Raw genomic sequence first — 16,647 nt, 5'->3', positions numbered from 1 at the left:
AGCGACAGACTGGAACAAGAGATTAGCGGGCAACTGCGCGCACATATGCCTGGCAAGCACGCAGTGCGATCAATCCTTCGTCGCCGGCATCGGTGATGCCGATAATTCGCTGAGCATGCGCCGGGTCAAGTCGGGCTCGCGTGGCTGCATGAACCACGCCGCCGGCGGGGGCGGTGGCGGGCATAGAACCGACACCACCGGGCTCGGTGGCGTCGAGAAGGACTGACAACCGCACATCAGCAGTGGCCAGGCGGTCGCGCAGAGCAGCCTGGTGACGTTGGGCATCGCTTAACTCCCGAGCATGTTGTTGGTCGCTGGCGCTGAGTTGTTGCTCCAGGGCCAGCCGTTTGTCGTATTCGGCCTGTTGTTGACGCAAGGCCGCCTGATTTTGCTGACTGAGCGCCTGGGCATGGGCAGTTGATTGCCGCTCCATCTGCGCACCCAAGCGCCAGGCCTGCACCTGCCAAGTCAGCGCCACCAACAGGCAAGCGCCGATCAGGCGCCAAGCCCCTAGGAAACGCATAACACCGCCTTCGCCCGTGCCCATAGCTGCAAGCGGTTTTCCAGACCATTGAGCCCGCCGTTGATACGCCGGGTGATGGCGGTGAACTGGTCCTTGTCCGCCAGCTCGTTCAGGCCGTTGCTTTGCCAGAACCAGGCTGCCGACTCCGCGGCCCATTGGGGCTGCTCCAACAGTTCCGGTTGCCGCAACAAACGATCGTCGCCAAACAGTGCCTGGCTGCACGTCAGGTAATTGCGACGCCCGGTAATCTGGATCAGCCCCCGGCCCCGATACTGCTGACCGTCGCCGTCGGCTTCGGGGGTGTTGCCCAGGCGGGCGGCCAGGGTGCCGGTGTCGTATTTGCTCAGGTATTGATCGCTGCCCAGTTCGCGTACGTAGCGCAGTTCGCCGGATTCATGGCCAATTTGGGCGAGGAAGGCGGCGGTGCGTTTGGGACTATTTATGTTGTGCCGAACAAACGCCGCATTCAGAGCAGTTAAAAAAAGGCCCGCTCTCAGGCGGGCTCCAGGCATCACTTGAAGCAGTTGAGGGAGCGAAATCACCATTGGCTTTACTCTTAAACGTCTTATATAGACAAGCCACCGGCCGTGATCGAACTGCGGTAGCCCGTTGCCGGATCGCCCACATGGGTCACCTGGGTAATCGACCATCGCCCCTGCATATAGGAAGGCCAAGACTCATCCAGCAGCAACAGCCCTTCGGCGGCCAACAGCGGGTTGCCTGGGCAATCGATCATCAGTGTCTGGCCTTCACGCTCGACGCGGCGCAGTTCCGCTTCAGCCACGGCACGCGCTTGCGCTTCGTTCTGGTAACGCTGGCGCAGGGTCTTGAACGGCGCGGTGCCGACCTGCACCACATGCTGCCTGCCCGCGGCGGCATCCCACCAGGTGACGCGACTGCCCTTGTATTTCGAGCGGGATGTTTCATCGAGCCTGGCGGTGATGAAGGCGGATTCGCCGGGGCGGTTATCCTCGGTGACAGACAGTTTCACCTCCGGCAGCAACCGGCCGGAGAGCGAGTTGACCCGCCCGGCCTCAGCCAGCACATACAGTTCGTTGATCGGCTTGGTCACTGCGCGATAACACTTGGCCAGGCGAGTGATGAACGCCATGTCGCTTTCGTTGGACTGGTCGATATGAGGAATCGCAATACCGTCCAGCGCAGGCGCCACACGCGGTGAATAACCGTGGCGGCTGACCAGTTGCCGGAACAATGCCCCCAGCGTCGTCGGCCCGTAACTGGCGGAGCGACGCTGGCGATAGCCACTGGCGTCCGCCACGCTGAAGGGCGCAGCCGTCGCCACGATCATCAAGCGCATGGGAAACAACACCGGGGTGCGCTGGGTAATGACGAACTCGCCTTTTTCCACCAGCCCCGATTCCTGATACCCGACCCGCAGGCCGATCTTGCCGCTCAGGCTGGGCAGGCCTTCCAGGCCCTCGATATTAAGGGTCAGTTCCAGTCGATCCGTCTGGATGCCGGCGGCGTCGGTGTGGCTCCAGTGCATCAGGCGTTGATTGAGCAGCGCCGCGTTGGCGCCGTAGAACTCCACAATGGGCGTAAATCCCTGTGCCATGCCGCCTCCTCAATCCCAGGCCGAAACGGGACGCACGGCAGCCGGCCGCGTCGCCAGTTCGGGGATGACCACCCACACGCCGGCCGGCAGCACCGGGCCATATTCGGCAAGCTCGGGGTTCAGCCGCCAGAGGGTTTCTTCCGCCGCATCATCGCAACGGCCCAGTTCGCGGTAGAGCAGCAGGTTGACCGAATCACCGGCAATACTTCGTACTCTACGCATTGACGAATTCCTCCAGCTCAAGGGTCCAGATCATAACCATGGCGGTGCCGTCATCGATCACATTGCTTTGGTTTTCCACCACTGAATTGATCCGCCACAGGCCCCAGTTGCGGCCGATACCATCGACCAGCGGCAACGGCGCCCGGGCGTTTTGTAAGGCGCGCAGTTCGTCCAGGCGCTGCATGCCCACAGCGTGCATCGCCGTGCCGCCGAACGTGAGTTTTTCCAGCTTCTGGCCGTTCTGTCGCGACTGCGACTTGCTGGCAATGATCGCCAGGTCGGCCCAGCCACCATCGCTGTTGCGAATCAGCGTGGAATACGCGAAGCCTCGGGAGAGGCCAAAAATAAAATCGCCCAGTACCATTTGTTGTCGCATCAATCACCTCCTGAAGGGTCGGCCAGTGCCGCGTTGCGCCGGATGCCGAGGGTGTCGGTGACCATCGGCATGCATTGGAATTGCAGGGCCTGGATCACCTGGTTGACGACTTGCTGGGCGTCGGCCGGGTTAATGCCGGTGATCTGGATGCTTGGCGCGATCGTGACCTGCACGTTATCGGTGCGGGCGGTGTTGAGTTCCTTGCTGACGGCATTGGGCGCGGGCAGACGATCGTTTGAGCCGAACAGCTTGTCACCCAGCCAGGTGCCCGCCTCGCCGCCGAGCAGGCCACCGATGACACCGCCTACGGCGGTGCCAACGCCAGGGAAAATCATCGTGCCGATGGCGGCGCCTGCCGAGGCGCCTGCCGAGGCGCCGGCCCAGGTGCCGCCGGCAGCGCCGAGGCCGGAGGCAATGGCTTTGGTATCGCCGGTGCGCAGGCCTTGAACGACATCGTAGGCCGCGTCGGCGTACCTCAACGGGCCAAGACGGGAGGCGCCAGCGGACTCCAGCCGAGTCATCGCAGCGGCCAGGCGGGACGTTGGGACATGAGGCGTATTCGGTGCAGGCGTTGGGTGTGGCACGGACACTGCGATAGGAACAGGCTTAGGCGATGGGCCACCGGCACCACCCGGCCTCTCGAACTGCCCCCGCGCCAACGCGTCGATCAAACCGAGTGGTTTGCCTGGGTTGCCACTCACACGCTGAGCACTGCTCACGGCACCTTGAGTCGTCGGTACGGCCTGAAAGCCCATCCGCGATGGGTAGCCCGCGCCAGTGCCCAACCTGTCCGACGCCGTTCGCAGCCACGTACGAAGCTTTCCAGGTTTCTTGCCAGAGGTTTTCTTCTCTTCCGTGCGGCGATAGTCAGGTGCCAGGTAAATGCTCGGGCTGGCCGGGCCTGGAACAGGTGAGCCGGGGCAGCAGACGCCCTTGCTTTTATCGTTTTTAAGCCACTTACCGGCGTTGGGAAATCGCTCGGCGATGGCATCCACCGCTTTGCCAGAGACTCTGCTTTTGGCCGTATCCCACAGACTGGTGAGCAGTTCCTTCCCGACAAATTTCGCGGCAGTCGCGCCGTACTCCAGGCCCTTATCCGTCCAGGAGCTTGTCGATGAAGCAGGCTCTTTCTGCTGGTTTTTCGCGGGAACCGATGTGGCATCGACCGTCTTGGTTTCCAGCGAACTGCCATTAATGAACAACGTACTGTTAAGCGTCTCCAGCGTCTCGCGCAGCCGCACTTGCTCCAGTGTTAACGCATTGAGGTCGACACTGACAGTGACCAGCGCTGCGCTGAGTTGCGACTGTGGCTCCGGCGGCGGCGCGGTATCCAGGCCCACAGGCGCGGCGAGGCCCGCGTAGAACGGCGCCAGCACATTGCCTAGGTCCGCATCGCCCATCAACCAGCGCCTATCTTCCTGGGCGAGCCTGGTCGCAAATTGAGTCTCTTGCATCCCGCTTACTCCTGTTTAACGCCAAGGCGAGTGATCGCGATGTCGTAGCGGCGCAATGCTTTTCCGGCGTTCCAGTCGAGGATTTCCGCCTCATTGACTGCGTAAATCAGCGGCACCACATCGAGGATTACTTCGATGTCGCGCTCCGAAAGAAGTCCGCCGGTTGATTTAAAAAATCGTCGATACGCTCCTGCAGTTCCGTCCAGTCGGGCACCGTCAGGCCGGCCAGGTCGGGGATCATCAGGCCGGTGCAGTGGGCGGTAATGAACTCGGCGCGCTCTTTATTGGTGGCGAGTTTTTTCATCACCTTGGTGGCGCGCAGCGCAGGCATTTCGAGGGGCAGTTCGGTCCAAGTGCGGCCGGCCGCGTCGAGGGGCAACAGCAGGTGAACGGGCTGGTCGTGCGTCGCAGCTTCGGGTGCTTGCAGAAAGAACGACGCCGGGCGCGTAGACATTTCGTGTACGTATTGGGCAATGCTGACGTAGTCCGGGCGCTTGAGTTGGTCGAGTTCTTTTTCCGACAGGCCGGTGGCGAGTTTCGCCAGCTCGAAAAACTGGTCATCCTCGTCATCACCGGCCCGGGCCAGCGCGTCTTTTTGCGCGGCGTAGTACAGCGGTTTGAGTTGCACCTGCTCGATCGTCGCGCCAGTGTCAGCGGTAATCGGGGACAGCAGGCGGTGCAGCGGTGGCATCCAGGCCATGGGGCAATTCCTTGGTCAAGTATGGGGGCGAGCGAGCCCGCCCCCCAGGGGTTACGGCATCAACACCGCGCGGCGGGCATCGCCCAGAATGTCGACGCCATTGAGCACGAACTTCTGGGTGCGCACGTCAATGTCGATCACCGAAATGCCGTTCTCCAGGCGGTTGTAGGTGCGGCACGACAGCTCCAACGTAGTGATGGCATTCTCACCCATCTTCAGCTTGCCTTCGCTCAGCGATTTGAGCTTGCCGCCGACGGTGTGGTAGGTGAAATAGGTCTTGCCGTCCTGGTCCTGGCCGGCTTCACGCACGTTCAGCAGGATGTCGTCGCCCAGGCGCACGCCCAGCGCCAGCATGATTTCCGGGCCGGCACCTTGCAGGATCAGCGTGGCGTTGAGCACCTTGCCACTCTTGGCCATTTCCTCGGCGATGAAGCGGCCGCCGGACATGGGCTCCATCTCGAACTCGATCTTCGGCGGGGTGAACTCCTCAACGGTCGCGGACAACGGCAGGCCTTGAAGGGTGGCCGCAATGGCCTGTCTGACTCGGTTGGTAAACATTAGAGAACGTCCTCCAGGAACTGCTCGATGATTTCATCGCGGGCGTTGAGTTGATAAACCATGTGCTCATTCGGCGCGTAGCGGCCATAGTCGATGACAATGAACCAGGTGCCGTTCTTGTACTTCTCGACACTGTTCAATTCCGGGTGCAGGTACACGCTGCCGCCGGGGATGGTTTCGTCGGCGACCAGGGTTTGCAGCCAGTCATTGATGCGCTTGACCTCCTGGTCCATGAAGGACTTGGTGAGGTTCTTGGCCATGGCCTTCTGGCCGGCCTTGACCAGCTTGCGGCTGATGGCATCTTCCAGGCCGACATAACTGAGGAACTTGCCGGTGATCGAACGGTTACCCAGCAGCGAAAAGCCACCAAGGATGGTGCGGGCGTAGTAGCTCACGCCGTAGCGGTTGAGCAGGTCGCCTTCGGTGGAGGTGTCGAGGATGTTGTACTCGACCACGCGGGAAACGTCCTCGGCGAACGTCACCTGGTTGCCCGGGCTTTCCCACTGCTTGACCTTGGCCAACGCTGCGATGGCCAGGGAAGATGGCGACAGGAACACGTTTTTCTTCGCTGCCTTGGAATACACCGATGGCATGTTGTGCACCAGCAGGCAACGGTCGAAACCGAGGTCGGCACCGCCCAGTTCGCCGCTGTAGGTCACCTGGTCGGCCACCGAAGCGTCCTTGCCATCCAGCACTACACGGGCCTTGATACGTTTGCCGAACGAGGCGAACTCGCCCGCCACGGCCTTGGTGCCGGTGAAGCCTGGGGCTCCGATGATAGTCAGGTCTTCCGGGACGCTGCTCAGAGCCGCCAGGCCCAGTTTGCGGCCGGTGACGGGGTCGTTGCCGCCAATCACATTGTTGATCGTGTCGGCCGCCGTAGCGCCCTCTTCGACGATCACCACGTAGACCGGCACCTTCACCACTTTGAGAATCTGGTACACCGCCTGGAACAAGGTCCCCGACTCGGCACCGGTTGGGTCCAGCAGCGCCTGGGTGGTAAAGCTATTGATGCGGAACGGCGCGTTTTTCGGGATCGATGCATGGGCGTTCGGCGCGGTGCCGACCAGGCCGATCACGTTATCGCCCAGGCCACCCATGGCCTCGGGGGATTCGGTGGCATTGACGGTGATGCCGTTGTGCTCGAAGTTCAAAACCTCAGCCATGGTTATTCAGCCTTCTTTGGGGTGGAGTTGAGGACGCTGGTCAGTTCCAGACGGCCGGCGGTGCGCAGGGCGGTTGCTTCGACGTCCAGCAGTTCCAGTTCCTCGCCAGCGGTGGACCAATGGCCGTTGCCGGTGGGGAATGGGATGAGGACGGTGTAGGTTTGGCGGTTAGGCATGTGTTGAATTCTCCGGGTAGAAAACGCCAAAGCCCCTGCGGGAGGGGCTTTGGGGAGGCGAAAAAAAACCGCTTTCGCGGTGACGGTCAGATGCGAGCTGGAAGGGGGTAAAGTGCCTTGATTTCTGCAACTTTATCGCGCCATGCCTTTTCCTTTTCGGGCGTTTCGTCGTATTGCCACTCGAGAAAAAGAGGGTCTGCCTCTGTTACGTAGAGCGTGCGACGTGCAGCGATAGAGTTTTCCAATTGAATGGTTTTAGCCGCTTGAGTACAGAGCTCAGTTGCTTGTTCGGCAGAAAAACCAAGACTTTTAAGAATCTCGAAATCCGCTGGGATATTGATCAAATGTTCGCCGCTGGGTGTTACCGCAGACTTGATGGAGATATTCATTTACGCCCCCTTCATCGCATAGATTTTGTCGTTGTCATAAGCGTAGGCCATCCGCTTTTCAGGCAATGTCGCGCCCAGTACCGCATCGGCATCTGCCAAGCGATAAGGACGAACAGCCCAACGGATTTCCCAGCCATCCTGTGTGGCTTCGCCCATGGAAACTTCGCTGTCCAAACGACTGAAACCTACTGCACCAGCAAACGACTTGTTCACCGTATAGCCCAACCCCCCCGCAGATAGAGTCCAGAGTGAATCGGGGACTGAATGATTTGTCCATCAGCGACCCCTTGGTACAACGGCCTCACTCCCGATACATGTCGAGCAGTGCAAATCATGCCGAAGCTTACTCCGCGAACTGTTTCGCGGTACGTCTGCGAAATTCGCTTTATCGTAAGAAAGTTGCCATCACCATTCCAGATATAACCACAACCTTCCATTTGCAAATTTAGACCTGCAATATGGACCACGCCCTGACCGAACGGAGCTGAGCCTGAATCGCGACTGTAGATGCGAGAGATCGTGACTTCTGTCTCACCGCTCTCATTTCCTGGCATTGTCCACCACACCGGATAGAACGTATCCGTAGGTAGTCCGGTAAGGTCAATTTCCTGGCTATAAAGGGCCCGACCATTGATATCTTTAGCCTGAACACTGTTACGCCAAGACGTGAACTGGCTGGATGCCAGATCTACCTGGGCATTAATTTTCCCAATCTGGTTGGTCACCGTATCGGTAAGTTTGTTACATGCATCCACAACTTTTGTGATAGTCGTTTCAATTCCCATCATCAACTCCCTGTCAATTTAGTCTTTCCAGCACTTTTATAAGCGCCCTACTTGGCTTCCAGGTGTATAACCCTGAACATCAAATCCACGTGTCGGGACATATTGCCAACCGAAGCCGCCGCCATAATCGCGATCTCCTCAGCCAACAACACATTCAAGTTTTCACTCCCCACCACAATCGTCACGCTATCCGCCGGCAACGGCGAAATATCCAACGTGAACTTCTGCAGTACCCGCGCCGCCGCCGCTTTATACGTCAGCAACTTTCCTGCCACGGAATACACCGCCAGCAACGTCCCGCTGGCGAGGTAAAACCCGAACTCGCCAATCTCATACTCACCGTCGCCATCAAACAGCGCGGCCATCCTGAGTTGGCGGTCGCCCAGGTCTTCGTAATCCACAATGGCGACCCGTTGGCGCTCATCGCGCAAGGCCACTTCCGTGCCGTCTGGGTTGTAGCGGCCGGTACCGGCGCCGATGTGGGTGATTTCGCCTTTCAAGCCTTGGTTCTTTGCCTGCAGCACTTCATCCAAACCCTTGGAGGTGAAGCGCACCAGGCGCGTAATGTCATCTGTCATGGCTGCGCCCTGAGGTCGTAGTCGTTAATGGTGTAGTGCTGGGCAACCCCGGCACTGTTAAGCCGAGCAACCAGCGCCAATTCCGGCAGGGCGCCGTTTAGATACAGCTCTGCGTCGATTAATGGCGGATGGAGGACTTGCGTGAACGCAAGCTGACCTTCGGTTTCGTGAACGATGGTGATCGTCGCCTGATCCCGCTCACTCTTCGCTGCATTGACACGGCGGATCAGCCGATTGTGATCGCCACTGGACCAACTGCGCCCAATGATTGCCTGCACATCAAAGGTGTAGGGCATGCCCAATGGCCGCTGCTGATACCAGGCGCTGATGTTGGGAGTGAACCCCAGCGACTCCACTGCATGACTCAGCGCCTTGGGCGTGCCCGCCTGGCGCTGGATCTGCCAGGACAAGGCCACGGTCAGGCGTTTTTCCGTCTCGCTGGCGTCGGCGTCCCATTCGCTGACACCCCGGTCAGCAGCCAGGTAAGGAAGAAACTCGGTCGGCGTTTGCAGCGGGTTCATCAGCGCCGGAAACGGCGGTACAACCCGATCCAGCAACGCGCCAAACCCCAGATCCAACGCCTTCTCCAACGGTGAGCTGTTGGCCGGCAACAAACTCGTTTCAGGTTTACTCATAGCGTACGCACCTCCACCTCGACACCCGTGCAATACGGGGCCTGGAACGCGGTGCAGACAATCGGCTCCAGCGGTTCAAGGATTTGCAGTTGCGCCGCGCCGGCGCTGTGGATGGCGTAGTCGATCCAGCTCGGATCCACCCGCCCTTCCAGGCGATGACAGGACTCTGCGTAGCTTCGCAGCAACGCTTGGGCCGCGGCCTGAGTCAAACCCGAATCCGGGCCGGCATTGATCCTGGCGACCACGCGAATGTTGTAGCGCAGGATCTGCGCCCCTTGCACGGTCACCAGATCGGTCTCTGGTCGTACATCTGGCCGTGCGAAATGTCGGCGAACACCGTCAAGCAAATCCGCAGATGGCGTACCGTCGCCCTCACGAGACAGCACGGTGACCATGACTTCACCAGGCGCGGTACGCCGACCGTTGCCATCCTTGACCTGGGCTGCGTAACCATCCAGATCGAACGTATAGGTAACGGTCACCACGCCCGGTGTGGCGCTTTGCACTTTCACCGCCGGCCTTTCCCCCAGGGTGAAGACCTCGCGGCGATACTGCATGCGCGAGCCGGCCGCAGGGGCGTGCGGCGCCAGGTAGTAGCGCAGGCGGGCGTCGTCGTCGCTTTCCAGGGTCGGCGGCACCGGAGGGAAAGCCGCCGGGTCACCGGGGTCGAGTACCTGGCGCTCCAGGCCCATATCGGCCAGGCGTGCATCGAGGTTACTGCCGGTGGCCCACCAGGCCAGCATCTGCTTGATGCGGGCGTTGTATTGGCGTTCATGGGTTTGCAGGCGCACGCAAAAGGCTTCCAGAGCCAGCGTCAGCAGTTCGCTTTCATTGTCGAGGCTGGCCTTGAGTTTGGTTGCGCTTTGCGGCGCTCGGGTGGCGACGTAATCGACGACGAACGCTTTGAATTCGGCCAGCAACGGTTCGAATTCATCGACGGCAATGAGGGCCGGCTCCGCCAGTTGGTTCTGGCCTGGGATCAACATGCTCATGTCACGACCTCGAAGGATTGTTGGCGGTTTTTCCAGGTGCCGGCGAACCGCAACAGCAAGCCGGCTCCCTGGCGGGTGGCGACGATGACCTGGGGTTGAAAATCGGCGATGCCGTTCTGCACGTTATAAAACGCCTGGGCGGCGTGGCTCTGGGCGAGGATCAACAGGTCATCGCCGAGGTTTTGGCCGAGCAGTTGGGGGATCAGCGAGCCGTACAACGGACGCTTCTGGCGAGTGCCCAGGGGGGTGGTCAGCGCTCGGGTGGCACGCTGTACAAATTGCAGCCAGTCATCGACGGCTGCCCCGGTGTTTCGATCGATGCCGATCATGGGAGGTCCTTGTCAGGGGCTGATGACGCGACCTTGGTGGTCCACCACCGGGCCGCTGAAGTGCGCGCCGCCGGCATCCAATACCAGAGCGGTGCCGCCGATTTGCAGGGTGACGCCCTGGGCGTTGATCGTGACGCTGGCGGCGCCAACCTTGGCCTCGACGTGTTCACGAGAGCCGGTGAACGTGGTCGGGCCATTGACCCAGTTGAAGGTGTGACTGGCGTCGTCGTAGTCGCTTTGCGTACCGTCCTGATGGCGTCGCCGGGTCAGCGAGGCAACGCTGGAGACCGGCGGAAAAAGGCTACTGTTGAGGCCGAACAACGCCACGGATTGAGCGCCGCCGTCCCCGCCGCCATAGTTGAGCAACAGGCATTGTTCGCCGACCGAAGGAATGCGGGTTTCGGTCTGCGCACCCGCGCTGGGGTTGAAGAAGCGAATGGCCGGGGTGAGCAAATCACCGTGGCTGACCTTACAGGTGTTGCTGGCGGCATCGACCTGCTGGCAAACGCCAATCCGGCAGAAGCTTTCAGCACGTCGGTACAGGTCTTCGAGCTGGGCTTCCATTTCTGCCAGGCGCTCGACGATCGGCCCCAATTGCATACGCAGCAATGCGTCGAACATGGGCTACTCCCCAAGTGGCTTGTATTGATCAGGGTCATTGATGTTCGAGACGTCCCAGGTGCTGGCGAACAGAGGTTGGCCTGTAGGGTCGTCGAGCAACACCGGTCCGATGTAGAGCGTTTGAGTGAAGGAAACCGTCCATGTGTCGTAGTCCCTTTCTCCGGCTGCCAGCGAAGACGGAGCGGCAACGATATTCGTCGGCAAATCGCACTGGGCCTGGGGCAGAGTCCAACGGTTATCCAGCACCAGGTCCATCAGTTGGCTGGCCAGGTCGCAGGCCTCAAACGGCAAGGCCCCTGGAGCAACCATGGCCGTGAGTGACATCGCCAAGGCATGGGCCTTGCGCCCCTCGCGGGAGCGGATCCCCGGGCCATTGCCTTCGACCGTGACCAACACACCGGTTTTTACCCCGTCGCCCTGGAAATCCTGGTGACTGCCGACCTTCAGGTCCGGGAAGGCGGCGCGCAGCGCCTCAGCAATGGCTTGAGGCAGTTGAGATGGCTTTTCGATAAGCATCATTTGAGTAGCATCCTTGCAACGGTTACTGCGGATCCTGGCGGGTGCCTTCGGTGATCCCGATGCGCTTGGCCGCCCAGCGCTCGTAAAGCCCGATAGCCACATCGGCGCCGGCCATGGCGGTCAGGCAACCAATGGCACCGGCCGTCCAGATCGACATGCCCGCGGCATAACACAGCATCAAGGCTGAAACGCCGCAGACCATGCAGGCCCCGGAGCGCAAGGCCAGGCGGCGGATCAGCGACCACCCCCGCGCGCCTTCTTTGTCTGCACGCCACATTTCTCCCGACACCCCGCCGATCACTGCCAATACGACGACCAGCCAGATAGGCATTTCCGCTAACGCTTGCTGTTCATTTGTCATGTCACGCCTCCTGGCTGAGCACTAGATAGTCCATTTTTCATTTACACAGGCTTCGATAGGTAGGCATTCCAAAAAGCCCGGTCGCCCGGGCTTTTCAGTAATGATGTCCTCGGACTTTCGGCGCTACTGGCGCGGTACGGTCCTTTCCTCAATGTTTTTCCGACCACGATCCCTGTCTGCCGGATAACTGCTTCTGGTGCTTTACGCTGCACACCCGGGTCAGTTGCCAACCCTCTGAACCGTCAAGGCCGGTTCATCGCTGCCTGTTTTTGAAGCGGTACAACTAAAGAGCGTCGGCATCCTTGCCGGTGTTGCCTGGCATCCTTGCCATCGCTCTGATGGCGTCCTTGCCGATGTTGCGTGCCTTCCTTGTCTTCCTTGGCAGCATCCTTGCCGCCTCCACCAGGCCTTGTTGGCTGGCTTGAGATGAAGAATATGCATGCATGCATATACAGTCAATGCATAAATGCATTTATTTTTGCCATCTGAATGCACACATGCATTTTCAGCCTTGTCGGCGTGGGGTTTGGTGATTTTCTACAAGCGAAAAAAAGCCCGCTGCGTTGGCGGGCTTTGTCTTACAGAAGGTGGTTAGCGAGCGTACATGCCCCACCAGAACACATGACCAAGGATGCTGATCTGCTCATCCTGAATCTCCTGGAAGCTGTAGTCTTCGTCCGGGTGTTCGTCACGATTGAAACTGCGCAGCCGTATCCCGGAAGGCAGGCGATAGAGCTGTTTAACCCGCAGTTGCCCATTGTGATTGATGGCATACAGATCACCATCGACGATATCGCCAATCGCGCTTTTACCCGCATTCACCCCGACCGTCGCGCCATCGCGCAGTACGGGCAACATGCTGTTGCCGCGCACCGTCACGCACTTGGCCTGGTCGAACTGCACACCGTTATGCCGCAGGCTGCGCTTTCCAAAACGCAGGCTGGCCTTCTCGCTTTCCTCGATGACGAATCTTCCTGATCCAGCAGCCAATTCAACCTCGCGCAAAAAGGGGATAGACACCTCGTCATCATTCACGGGCGTGTCATCGTCCCACAGGCTTATGTCCTTGAGTTCCGAATGCATCGGGTCGCGCCCGTCATCCCGCAACGCGCCCACGGCCGCGCGCCCGCGCAGCTGGTCGGTGCTGACGCGGAAGTACTCGGCGATACGGGAAATATGCTTGTCCGACGGATCAACGATCTTGCCGCTGAGAATCCGGGACAACGTGGATTGAGGCACGCCGGTACGCCGGTGAAGCTCCGTGGGGGAGATCCGGTCGCGGTCCAGCAGCTCTCTTAAGACGATAGAAACGTTGCGTTTTTGCATAACGTGGATAGTGACGGGAGTTTCAGGGGTTGGCAAATGCTAATTTGCATATCTGATGCATTTACCATGCCTCCGGGTCTATCCGTTTGCGACCTGCGAACCCTCGACCTCGCGTGTTAACCTTGCCGCCATCGCAAAAAATGCTGGGCCAAGCGCGCCCTTTGCCCCATCACTTTCAACGAATTTGCCTATTACCCAATGAGTAAAAACACTTCAGACCTATCCTCCCACACCCCAATGATGCAGCAGTACTGGCGCCTGAAAAACCAGCACCCTGATCAGTTGATGTTCTATCGCATGGGCGACTTCTACGAGATCTTCTACGAAGATGCGAAGAAGGCCGCCAAGCTGCTGGACATCACCCTGACCGCGCGTGGGCAGTCGGCGGGGCAGGCCATTCCGATGTGTGGGATTCCTTACCATTCGTTGGAGGGTTACCTGGCCAAGCTGGTGAAGCTGGGTGAATCGGTGGTGATCTGTGAGCAGATCGGCGACCCGGCCACCAGCAAGGGCCCGGTAGAGCGTCAGGTGGTGCGCATTATTACGCCGGGCACGGTGAGTGATGAGGCGCTGCTGGATGAGCGTCGCGATAACCTGATCGCGGCGGTGTTGGGCGATGAGCGTTTGTTTGGCCTGGCGGTGCTGGATATCACCAGCGGTAATTTCACGGTGCTGGAGATCAAGGGCTGGGAGAACCTGCTGGCCGAATTGGAGCGGATCAATCCGGTGGAGTTGATGATCCCGGACGATTGGCCCAAGGACCTGCCGGCGGAAAAACGTCGTGGTACCAAGCGTCGCGCGCCGTGGGATTTCGAGCGTGACTCGGCGCTGAAAAGTCTGTGCCAGCAATTCTCCGTACAGGACCTCAAGGGCTTCGGTTGCGAAACCCTGACCCTGGCCATCGGTGCTGCCGGTTGCCTGCTCAGCTATGCCAAGGAAACCCAGCGCACCGCCCTGCCGCACTTGCGCAGCCTGCGTCATGAGCGCCTGGACGATACCGTGGTGCTCGATGGCGCCAGCCGTCGCAACCTGGAGTTGGACACCAACCTGGCCGGCGGGCGCGACAATACCCTGCAGTCGGTGGTGGACCGTTGCCAGACCGCCATGGGCAGCCGCTTGCTGACCCGTTGGCTGAACCGCCCGCTGCGGGATTTGAACGTGCTGCAGGCGCGCCAGTCGTCCATTACCTGCCTGCTGGACGGCTATCGCTTTGAAAAGCTGCAACCACAGTTGAAAGAAATCGGTGATATCGAGCGCATCCTGGCGCGGATCGGCCTGCGCAACGCTCGCCCCCGTGACCTGGCGCGCCTGCGCGATGCCCTCGGCGCCCTGCCGCAACTGCAAGCGGCAATGACCGAGCTGGACGCACCGCACCTGCAACAGTTGGCCGTGACCACCAGCACCTACCCGGAACTGGCGGCCTTGCTGGAAAAAGCCATCATCGACAACCCACCCGCGATCATCCGTGACGGCGGCGTGCTGAAGACCGGTTACGACAGCGAACTGGACGAACTGCAAGCCCTGAGCGAAAACGCCGGGCAGTTTCTGATCGACCTGGAAGCCCGCGAAAAAGCCCGTACCGGCCTGGCCAACCTGAAAGTCGGCTACAACCGTGTGCACGGCTACTTTATTGAGTTGCCGAGCAAGCAGGCCGAATCGGCACCGATAGATTACCAGCGTCGCCAGACGCTCAAGGGTGCCGAGCGCTTTATCACGCCGGAGCTCAAGGCGTTCGAAGACAAGGCGCTGTCGGCCAAGAGTCGCGCCCTGGCGCGTGAAAAAATGCTCTATGAAGCCTTGCTGGAAGATTTGATCGGCCAGCTGGCACCGTTGCAGGACACCGCTGCCGCCCTGTCGGAACTGGATGTGCTGAGTAATCTCGCCGAACGCGCGCTGACCCTTGACCTGAACTGCCCACGGTTTGTCAGCGAACCGTGCATGCGCATCGTGCAGGGGCGCCACCCGGTGGTTGAGCAAGTGTTGACTACGCCGTTCGTCGCCAACGATCTGTCGCTGGACGACGATACCCGCATGTTGGTGATCACTGGTCCGAACATGGGCGGTAAATCCACCTACATGCGTCAGACGGCCTTGATTGTGTTGCTGGCGCATATCGGCAGTTTCGTGCCGGCGGCCAGTTGCGAGCTGTCCCTGGTCGACCGGATTTTCACCCGGATCGGCTCCAGCGATGACCTGGCCGGGGGCCGTTCGACCTTTATGGTGGAAATGAGCGAAACCGCCAACATCCTGCACAACGCCACCGAGCGCAGCCTGGTGCTGATGGACGAAGTCGGTCGCGGTACCAGCACCTTCGACGGCCTGTCCCTGGCATGGGCGGCGGCCGAGCGTTTGGCCCATCTGCGTGCCTATACGCTGTTTGCCACCCACTACTTCGAGCTGACCGTACTGCCGGAAAGCGAACCGCTGGTGGCCAACGTGCATCTCAATGCCACCGAGCACAACGAGCGCATCGTGTTCCTGCACCACGTGCTGCCGGGCCCGGCCAGCCAGAGTTACGGCTTGGCCGTGGCGCAACTGGCTGGCGTGCCGAATGACGTGATCACTCGCGCCCGCGAGCACCTCAGCCGCCTGGAAACCACGGCCCTGCCCCACGAAACCGTGGTCGTCAGCCCAGCCAAGGCCGCCCGCAAACCTGCCGCGCCGCACCAGAGCGATATGTTCGCCAGCCTGCCCCATCCGGTGCTGGATGAGTTGGCAAAGCTTGATCTGGATGACTTGACGCCGCGCAAAGCGCTCGAAATGTTATATGCACTGAAGACTCGGATATAACGCAGACGCTTGCAAGCTGGTAGACTCTCGCGCGGTTTGGGATGCTGCTGGCTCTTAGCCTGGCCCGCAGACTATCGCTCCCGAACCTCGCGAGCCCCACCATAAGGGGTTTCGCCGCCGCCGCCTGAGGAGAAAATTAGAAATGACCTTCGTCGTTACCGACAACTGCATCAAGTGCAAGTACACCGACTGCGTCGAAGTGTGTCCGGTGGACTGCTTCTACGAAGGCCCGAACTTCCTGGTGATCCACCCGGACGAGTGCATCGACTGCGCCCTGTGTGAACCAGAATGCCCGGCCCTGGCTATTTTCTCCGAGGACGAAGTCCCGGCGGGTATGGAACAGTTCATTCAGTTGAACGTTGAATTGGCTGAAATATGGCCAAACATCACCGAGAAGAAAGATCCGCTGCCGGATGCCGAGAAATGGGATGGCCAACCCAACAAGGTTGAGCAACTGGAGCGCTAAAAGCGCTACTGCCCGATAAAAAAAGGCCCTTTAAGGGCCTTTTTTGCGTTCAGAGAAACACACTCACTTTTCTACAGGCAAAAAAAGGGGCGGTATGACCCGCCC

23 protein-coding genes are annotated in these 16,647 nt (G+C 60.0%); 2 read left to right on the top strand and 21 right to left on the bottom strand.

What is annotated here, in order from left to right:
• Positions 1-22 precede the first annotated feature (22 nt).
• The 21 genes from AB4O05_RS10620 to AB4O05_RS10520 form a co-directional block, all read right to left on the bottom strand.
• Positions 23-523 carry a lysis system i-spanin subunit Rz gene (locus tag AB4O05_RS10620; protein ID WP_460131139.1) on the bottom strand — a complete coding sequence of 167 codons (501 nt, stop codon included), beginning with the start codon at positions 521-523 and terminating at the stop codon, positions 23-25.
• Positions 511-1,068 carry a glycoside hydrolase family 19 protein gene (locus AB4O05_RS10615; RefSeq protein ID WP_460131140.1) on the bottom strand — a complete coding sequence of 186 codons (558 nt, stop codon included), beginning with the start codon at positions 1,066-1,068 and terminating at the stop codon, positions 511-513. Before AB4O05_RS10615 ends, AB4O05_RS10620 begins: the two co-directional genes overlap by 13 nt.
• A gap of 20 nt (positions 1,069-1,088) precedes the next feature.
• A complete protein-coding gene (locus tag AB4O05_RS10610; protein ID WP_460131142.1) occupies positions 1,089-2,099 on the bottom strand; it encodes a phage late control D family protein in 1,011 nt (336 codons plus the stop codon).
• Between the two features lie 9 nt (positions 2,100-2,108).
• Positions 2,109-2,321 (bottom strand): tail protein X, encoded by a 213-nt coding sequence (locus tag AB4O05_RS10605; RefSeq protein ID WP_460131145.1) that lies wholly within the window; start codon positions 2,319-2,321, stop codon positions 2,109-2,111.
• The gene (locus AB4O05_RS10600; protein WP_460131148.1) at positions 2,314-2,697 is read right to left on the bottom strand and encodes a phage tail protein; all 384 of its coding nucleotides are present in this window, start codon (positions 2,695-2,697) and stop codon (positions 2,314-2,316) included. Before AB4O05_RS10600 ends, AB4O05_RS10605 begins: the two co-directional genes overlap by 8 nt.
• Complete coding sequence (locus AB4O05_RS10595; RefSeq protein ID WP_460131150.1) at positions 2,697-4,151, bottom strand: tail tape measure protein; 1,455 nt, start codon at positions 4,149-4,151, stop codon at positions 2,697-2,699. The genes AB4O05_RS10600 and AB4O05_RS10595 overlap by 1 nt, the downstream gene beginning before the upstream one ends.
• Before the next feature lie 127 nt (positions 4,152-4,278).
• A complete protein-coding gene (locus AB4O05_RS10590; protein WP_460131151.1) occupies positions 4,279-4,851 on the bottom strand; it encodes a phage tail assembly protein in 573 nt (190 codons plus the stop codon).
• A gap of 51 nt (positions 4,852-4,902) precedes the next feature.
• The gene (locus AB4O05_RS10585) at positions 4,903-5,409 is read right to left on the bottom strand and encodes a phage major tail tube protein (RefSeq protein ID WP_460131153.1); all 507 of its coding nucleotides are present in this window, start codon (positions 5,407-5,409) and stop codon (positions 4,903-4,905) included.
• A complete protein-coding gene (locus AB4O05_RS10580) occupies positions 5,409-6,575 on the bottom strand; it encodes a phage tail sheath protein (RefSeq protein ID WP_460131155.1) in 1,167 nt (388 codons plus the stop codon). Before AB4O05_RS10580 ends, AB4O05_RS10585 begins: the two co-directional genes overlap by 1 nt.
• A 2-nt stretch (positions 6,576-6,577) precedes the next feature.
• Positions 6,578-6,751 carry a hypothetical protein gene (locus tag AB4O05_RS10575; RefSeq protein ID WP_460131158.1) on the bottom strand — a complete coding sequence of 58 codons (174 nt, stop codon included), beginning with the start codon at positions 6,749-6,751 and terminating at the stop codon, positions 6,578-6,580.
• A gap of 86 nt (positions 6,752-6,837) precedes the next feature.
• A complete protein-coding gene (locus tag AB4O05_RS10570; protein WP_460131160.1) occupies positions 6,838-7,140 on the bottom strand; it encodes a hypothetical protein in 303 nt (100 codons plus the stop codon).
• The gene (locus AB4O05_RS10565; protein ID WP_460131162.1) at positions 7,141-7,353 is read right to left on the bottom strand and encodes a hypothetical protein; all 213 of its coding nucleotides are present in this window, start codon (positions 7,351-7,353) and stop codon (positions 7,141-7,143) included.
• Complete coding sequence (locus AB4O05_RS10560; RefSeq protein ID WP_460131165.1) at positions 7,350-7,925, bottom strand: phage tail protein; 576 nt, start codon at positions 7,923-7,925, stop codon at positions 7,350-7,352. The genes AB4O05_RS10565 and AB4O05_RS10560 overlap by 4 nt, the downstream gene beginning before the upstream one ends.
• Positions 7,926-7,972: 47 nt before the next feature.
• Positions 7,973-8,503 carry a hypothetical protein gene (locus AB4O05_RS10555; protein ID WP_460131167.1) on the bottom strand — a complete coding sequence of 177 codons (531 nt, stop codon included), beginning with the start codon at positions 8,501-8,503 and terminating at the stop codon, positions 7,973-7,975.
• Positions 8,500-9,138: a phage tail protein I gene (locus tag AB4O05_RS10550; RefSeq protein ID WP_460131168.1), complete on the bottom strand. Its 639-nt coding sequence runs from the start codon at positions 9,136-9,138 to the stop codon at positions 8,500-8,502. The genes AB4O05_RS10555 and AB4O05_RS10550 overlap by 4 nt, the downstream gene beginning before the upstream one ends.
• A complete protein-coding gene (locus AB4O05_RS10545) occupies positions 9,135-10,130 on the bottom strand; it encodes a baseplate J/gp47 family protein (protein ID WP_460131170.1) in 996 nt (331 codons plus the stop codon). The genes AB4O05_RS10550 and AB4O05_RS10545 overlap by 4 nt, the downstream gene beginning before the upstream one ends.
• A complete protein-coding gene (locus AB4O05_RS10540; protein ID WP_248075712.1) occupies positions 10,127-10,459 on the bottom strand; it encodes a phage baseplate protein in 333 nt (110 codons plus the stop codon). Before AB4O05_RS10540 ends, AB4O05_RS10545 begins: the two co-directional genes overlap by 4 nt.
• A 12-nt stretch (positions 10,460-10,471) precedes the next feature.
• Complete coding sequence (locus tag AB4O05_RS10535) at positions 10,472-11,080, bottom strand: phage baseplate assembly protein V (RefSeq protein WP_460131173.1); 609 nt, start codon at positions 11,078-11,080, stop codon at positions 10,472-10,474.
• A gap of 3 nt (positions 11,081-11,083) precedes the next feature.
• Positions 11,084-11,599 (bottom strand): hypothetical protein, encoded by a 516-nt coding sequence (locus tag AB4O05_RS10530; RefSeq protein ID WP_460131175.1) that lies wholly within the window; start codon positions 11,597-11,599, stop codon positions 11,084-11,086.
• Between the two features lie 22 nt (positions 11,600-11,621).
• Complete coding sequence (locus AB4O05_RS10525) at positions 11,622-11,960, bottom strand: phage holin family protein (RefSeq protein WP_460131177.1); 339 nt, start codon at positions 11,958-11,960, stop codon at positions 11,622-11,624.
• A 591-nt stretch (positions 11,961-12,551) separates the two neighbouring features.
• On the bottom strand, positions 12,552-13,286 hold the full coding sequence (locus tag AB4O05_RS10520) for a LexA family transcriptional regulator (RefSeq protein ID WP_460131179.1): 735 nt from the start codon (positions 13,284-13,286) through the stop codon (positions 12,552-12,554).
• Positions 13,287-13,484: 198 nt separating this feature from the next.
• Between AB4O05_RS10520 and mutS the strand changes: the two genes are divergently transcribed.
• Together mutS and fdxA are read left to right on the top strand one after the other, a co-directional pair.
• Complete coding sequence (gene mutS, locus AB4O05_RS10515; protein WP_460131181.1) at positions 13,485-16,076, top strand: DNA mismatch repair protein MutS; 2,592 nt, start codon at positions 13,485-13,487, stop codon at positions 16,074-16,076.
• A gap of 142 nt (positions 16,077-16,218) precedes the next feature.
• Positions 16,219-16,542 (top strand): ferredoxin FdxA, encoded by a 324-nt coding sequence (fdxA, locus tag AB4O05_RS10510; protein ID WP_460131182.1) that lies wholly within the window; start codon positions 16,219-16,221, stop codon positions 16,540-16,542.
• The last annotated feature ends 105 nt before the right edge of the window (positions 16,543-16,647 follow it).

Source organism: Pseudomonas sp. S1_G07 (genome assembly GCF_054668565.1).
The sequence above is the reverse complement of the archived record's forward strand: the minus strand, read 5'-3'. Positions and strand labels throughout refer to the sequence as shown.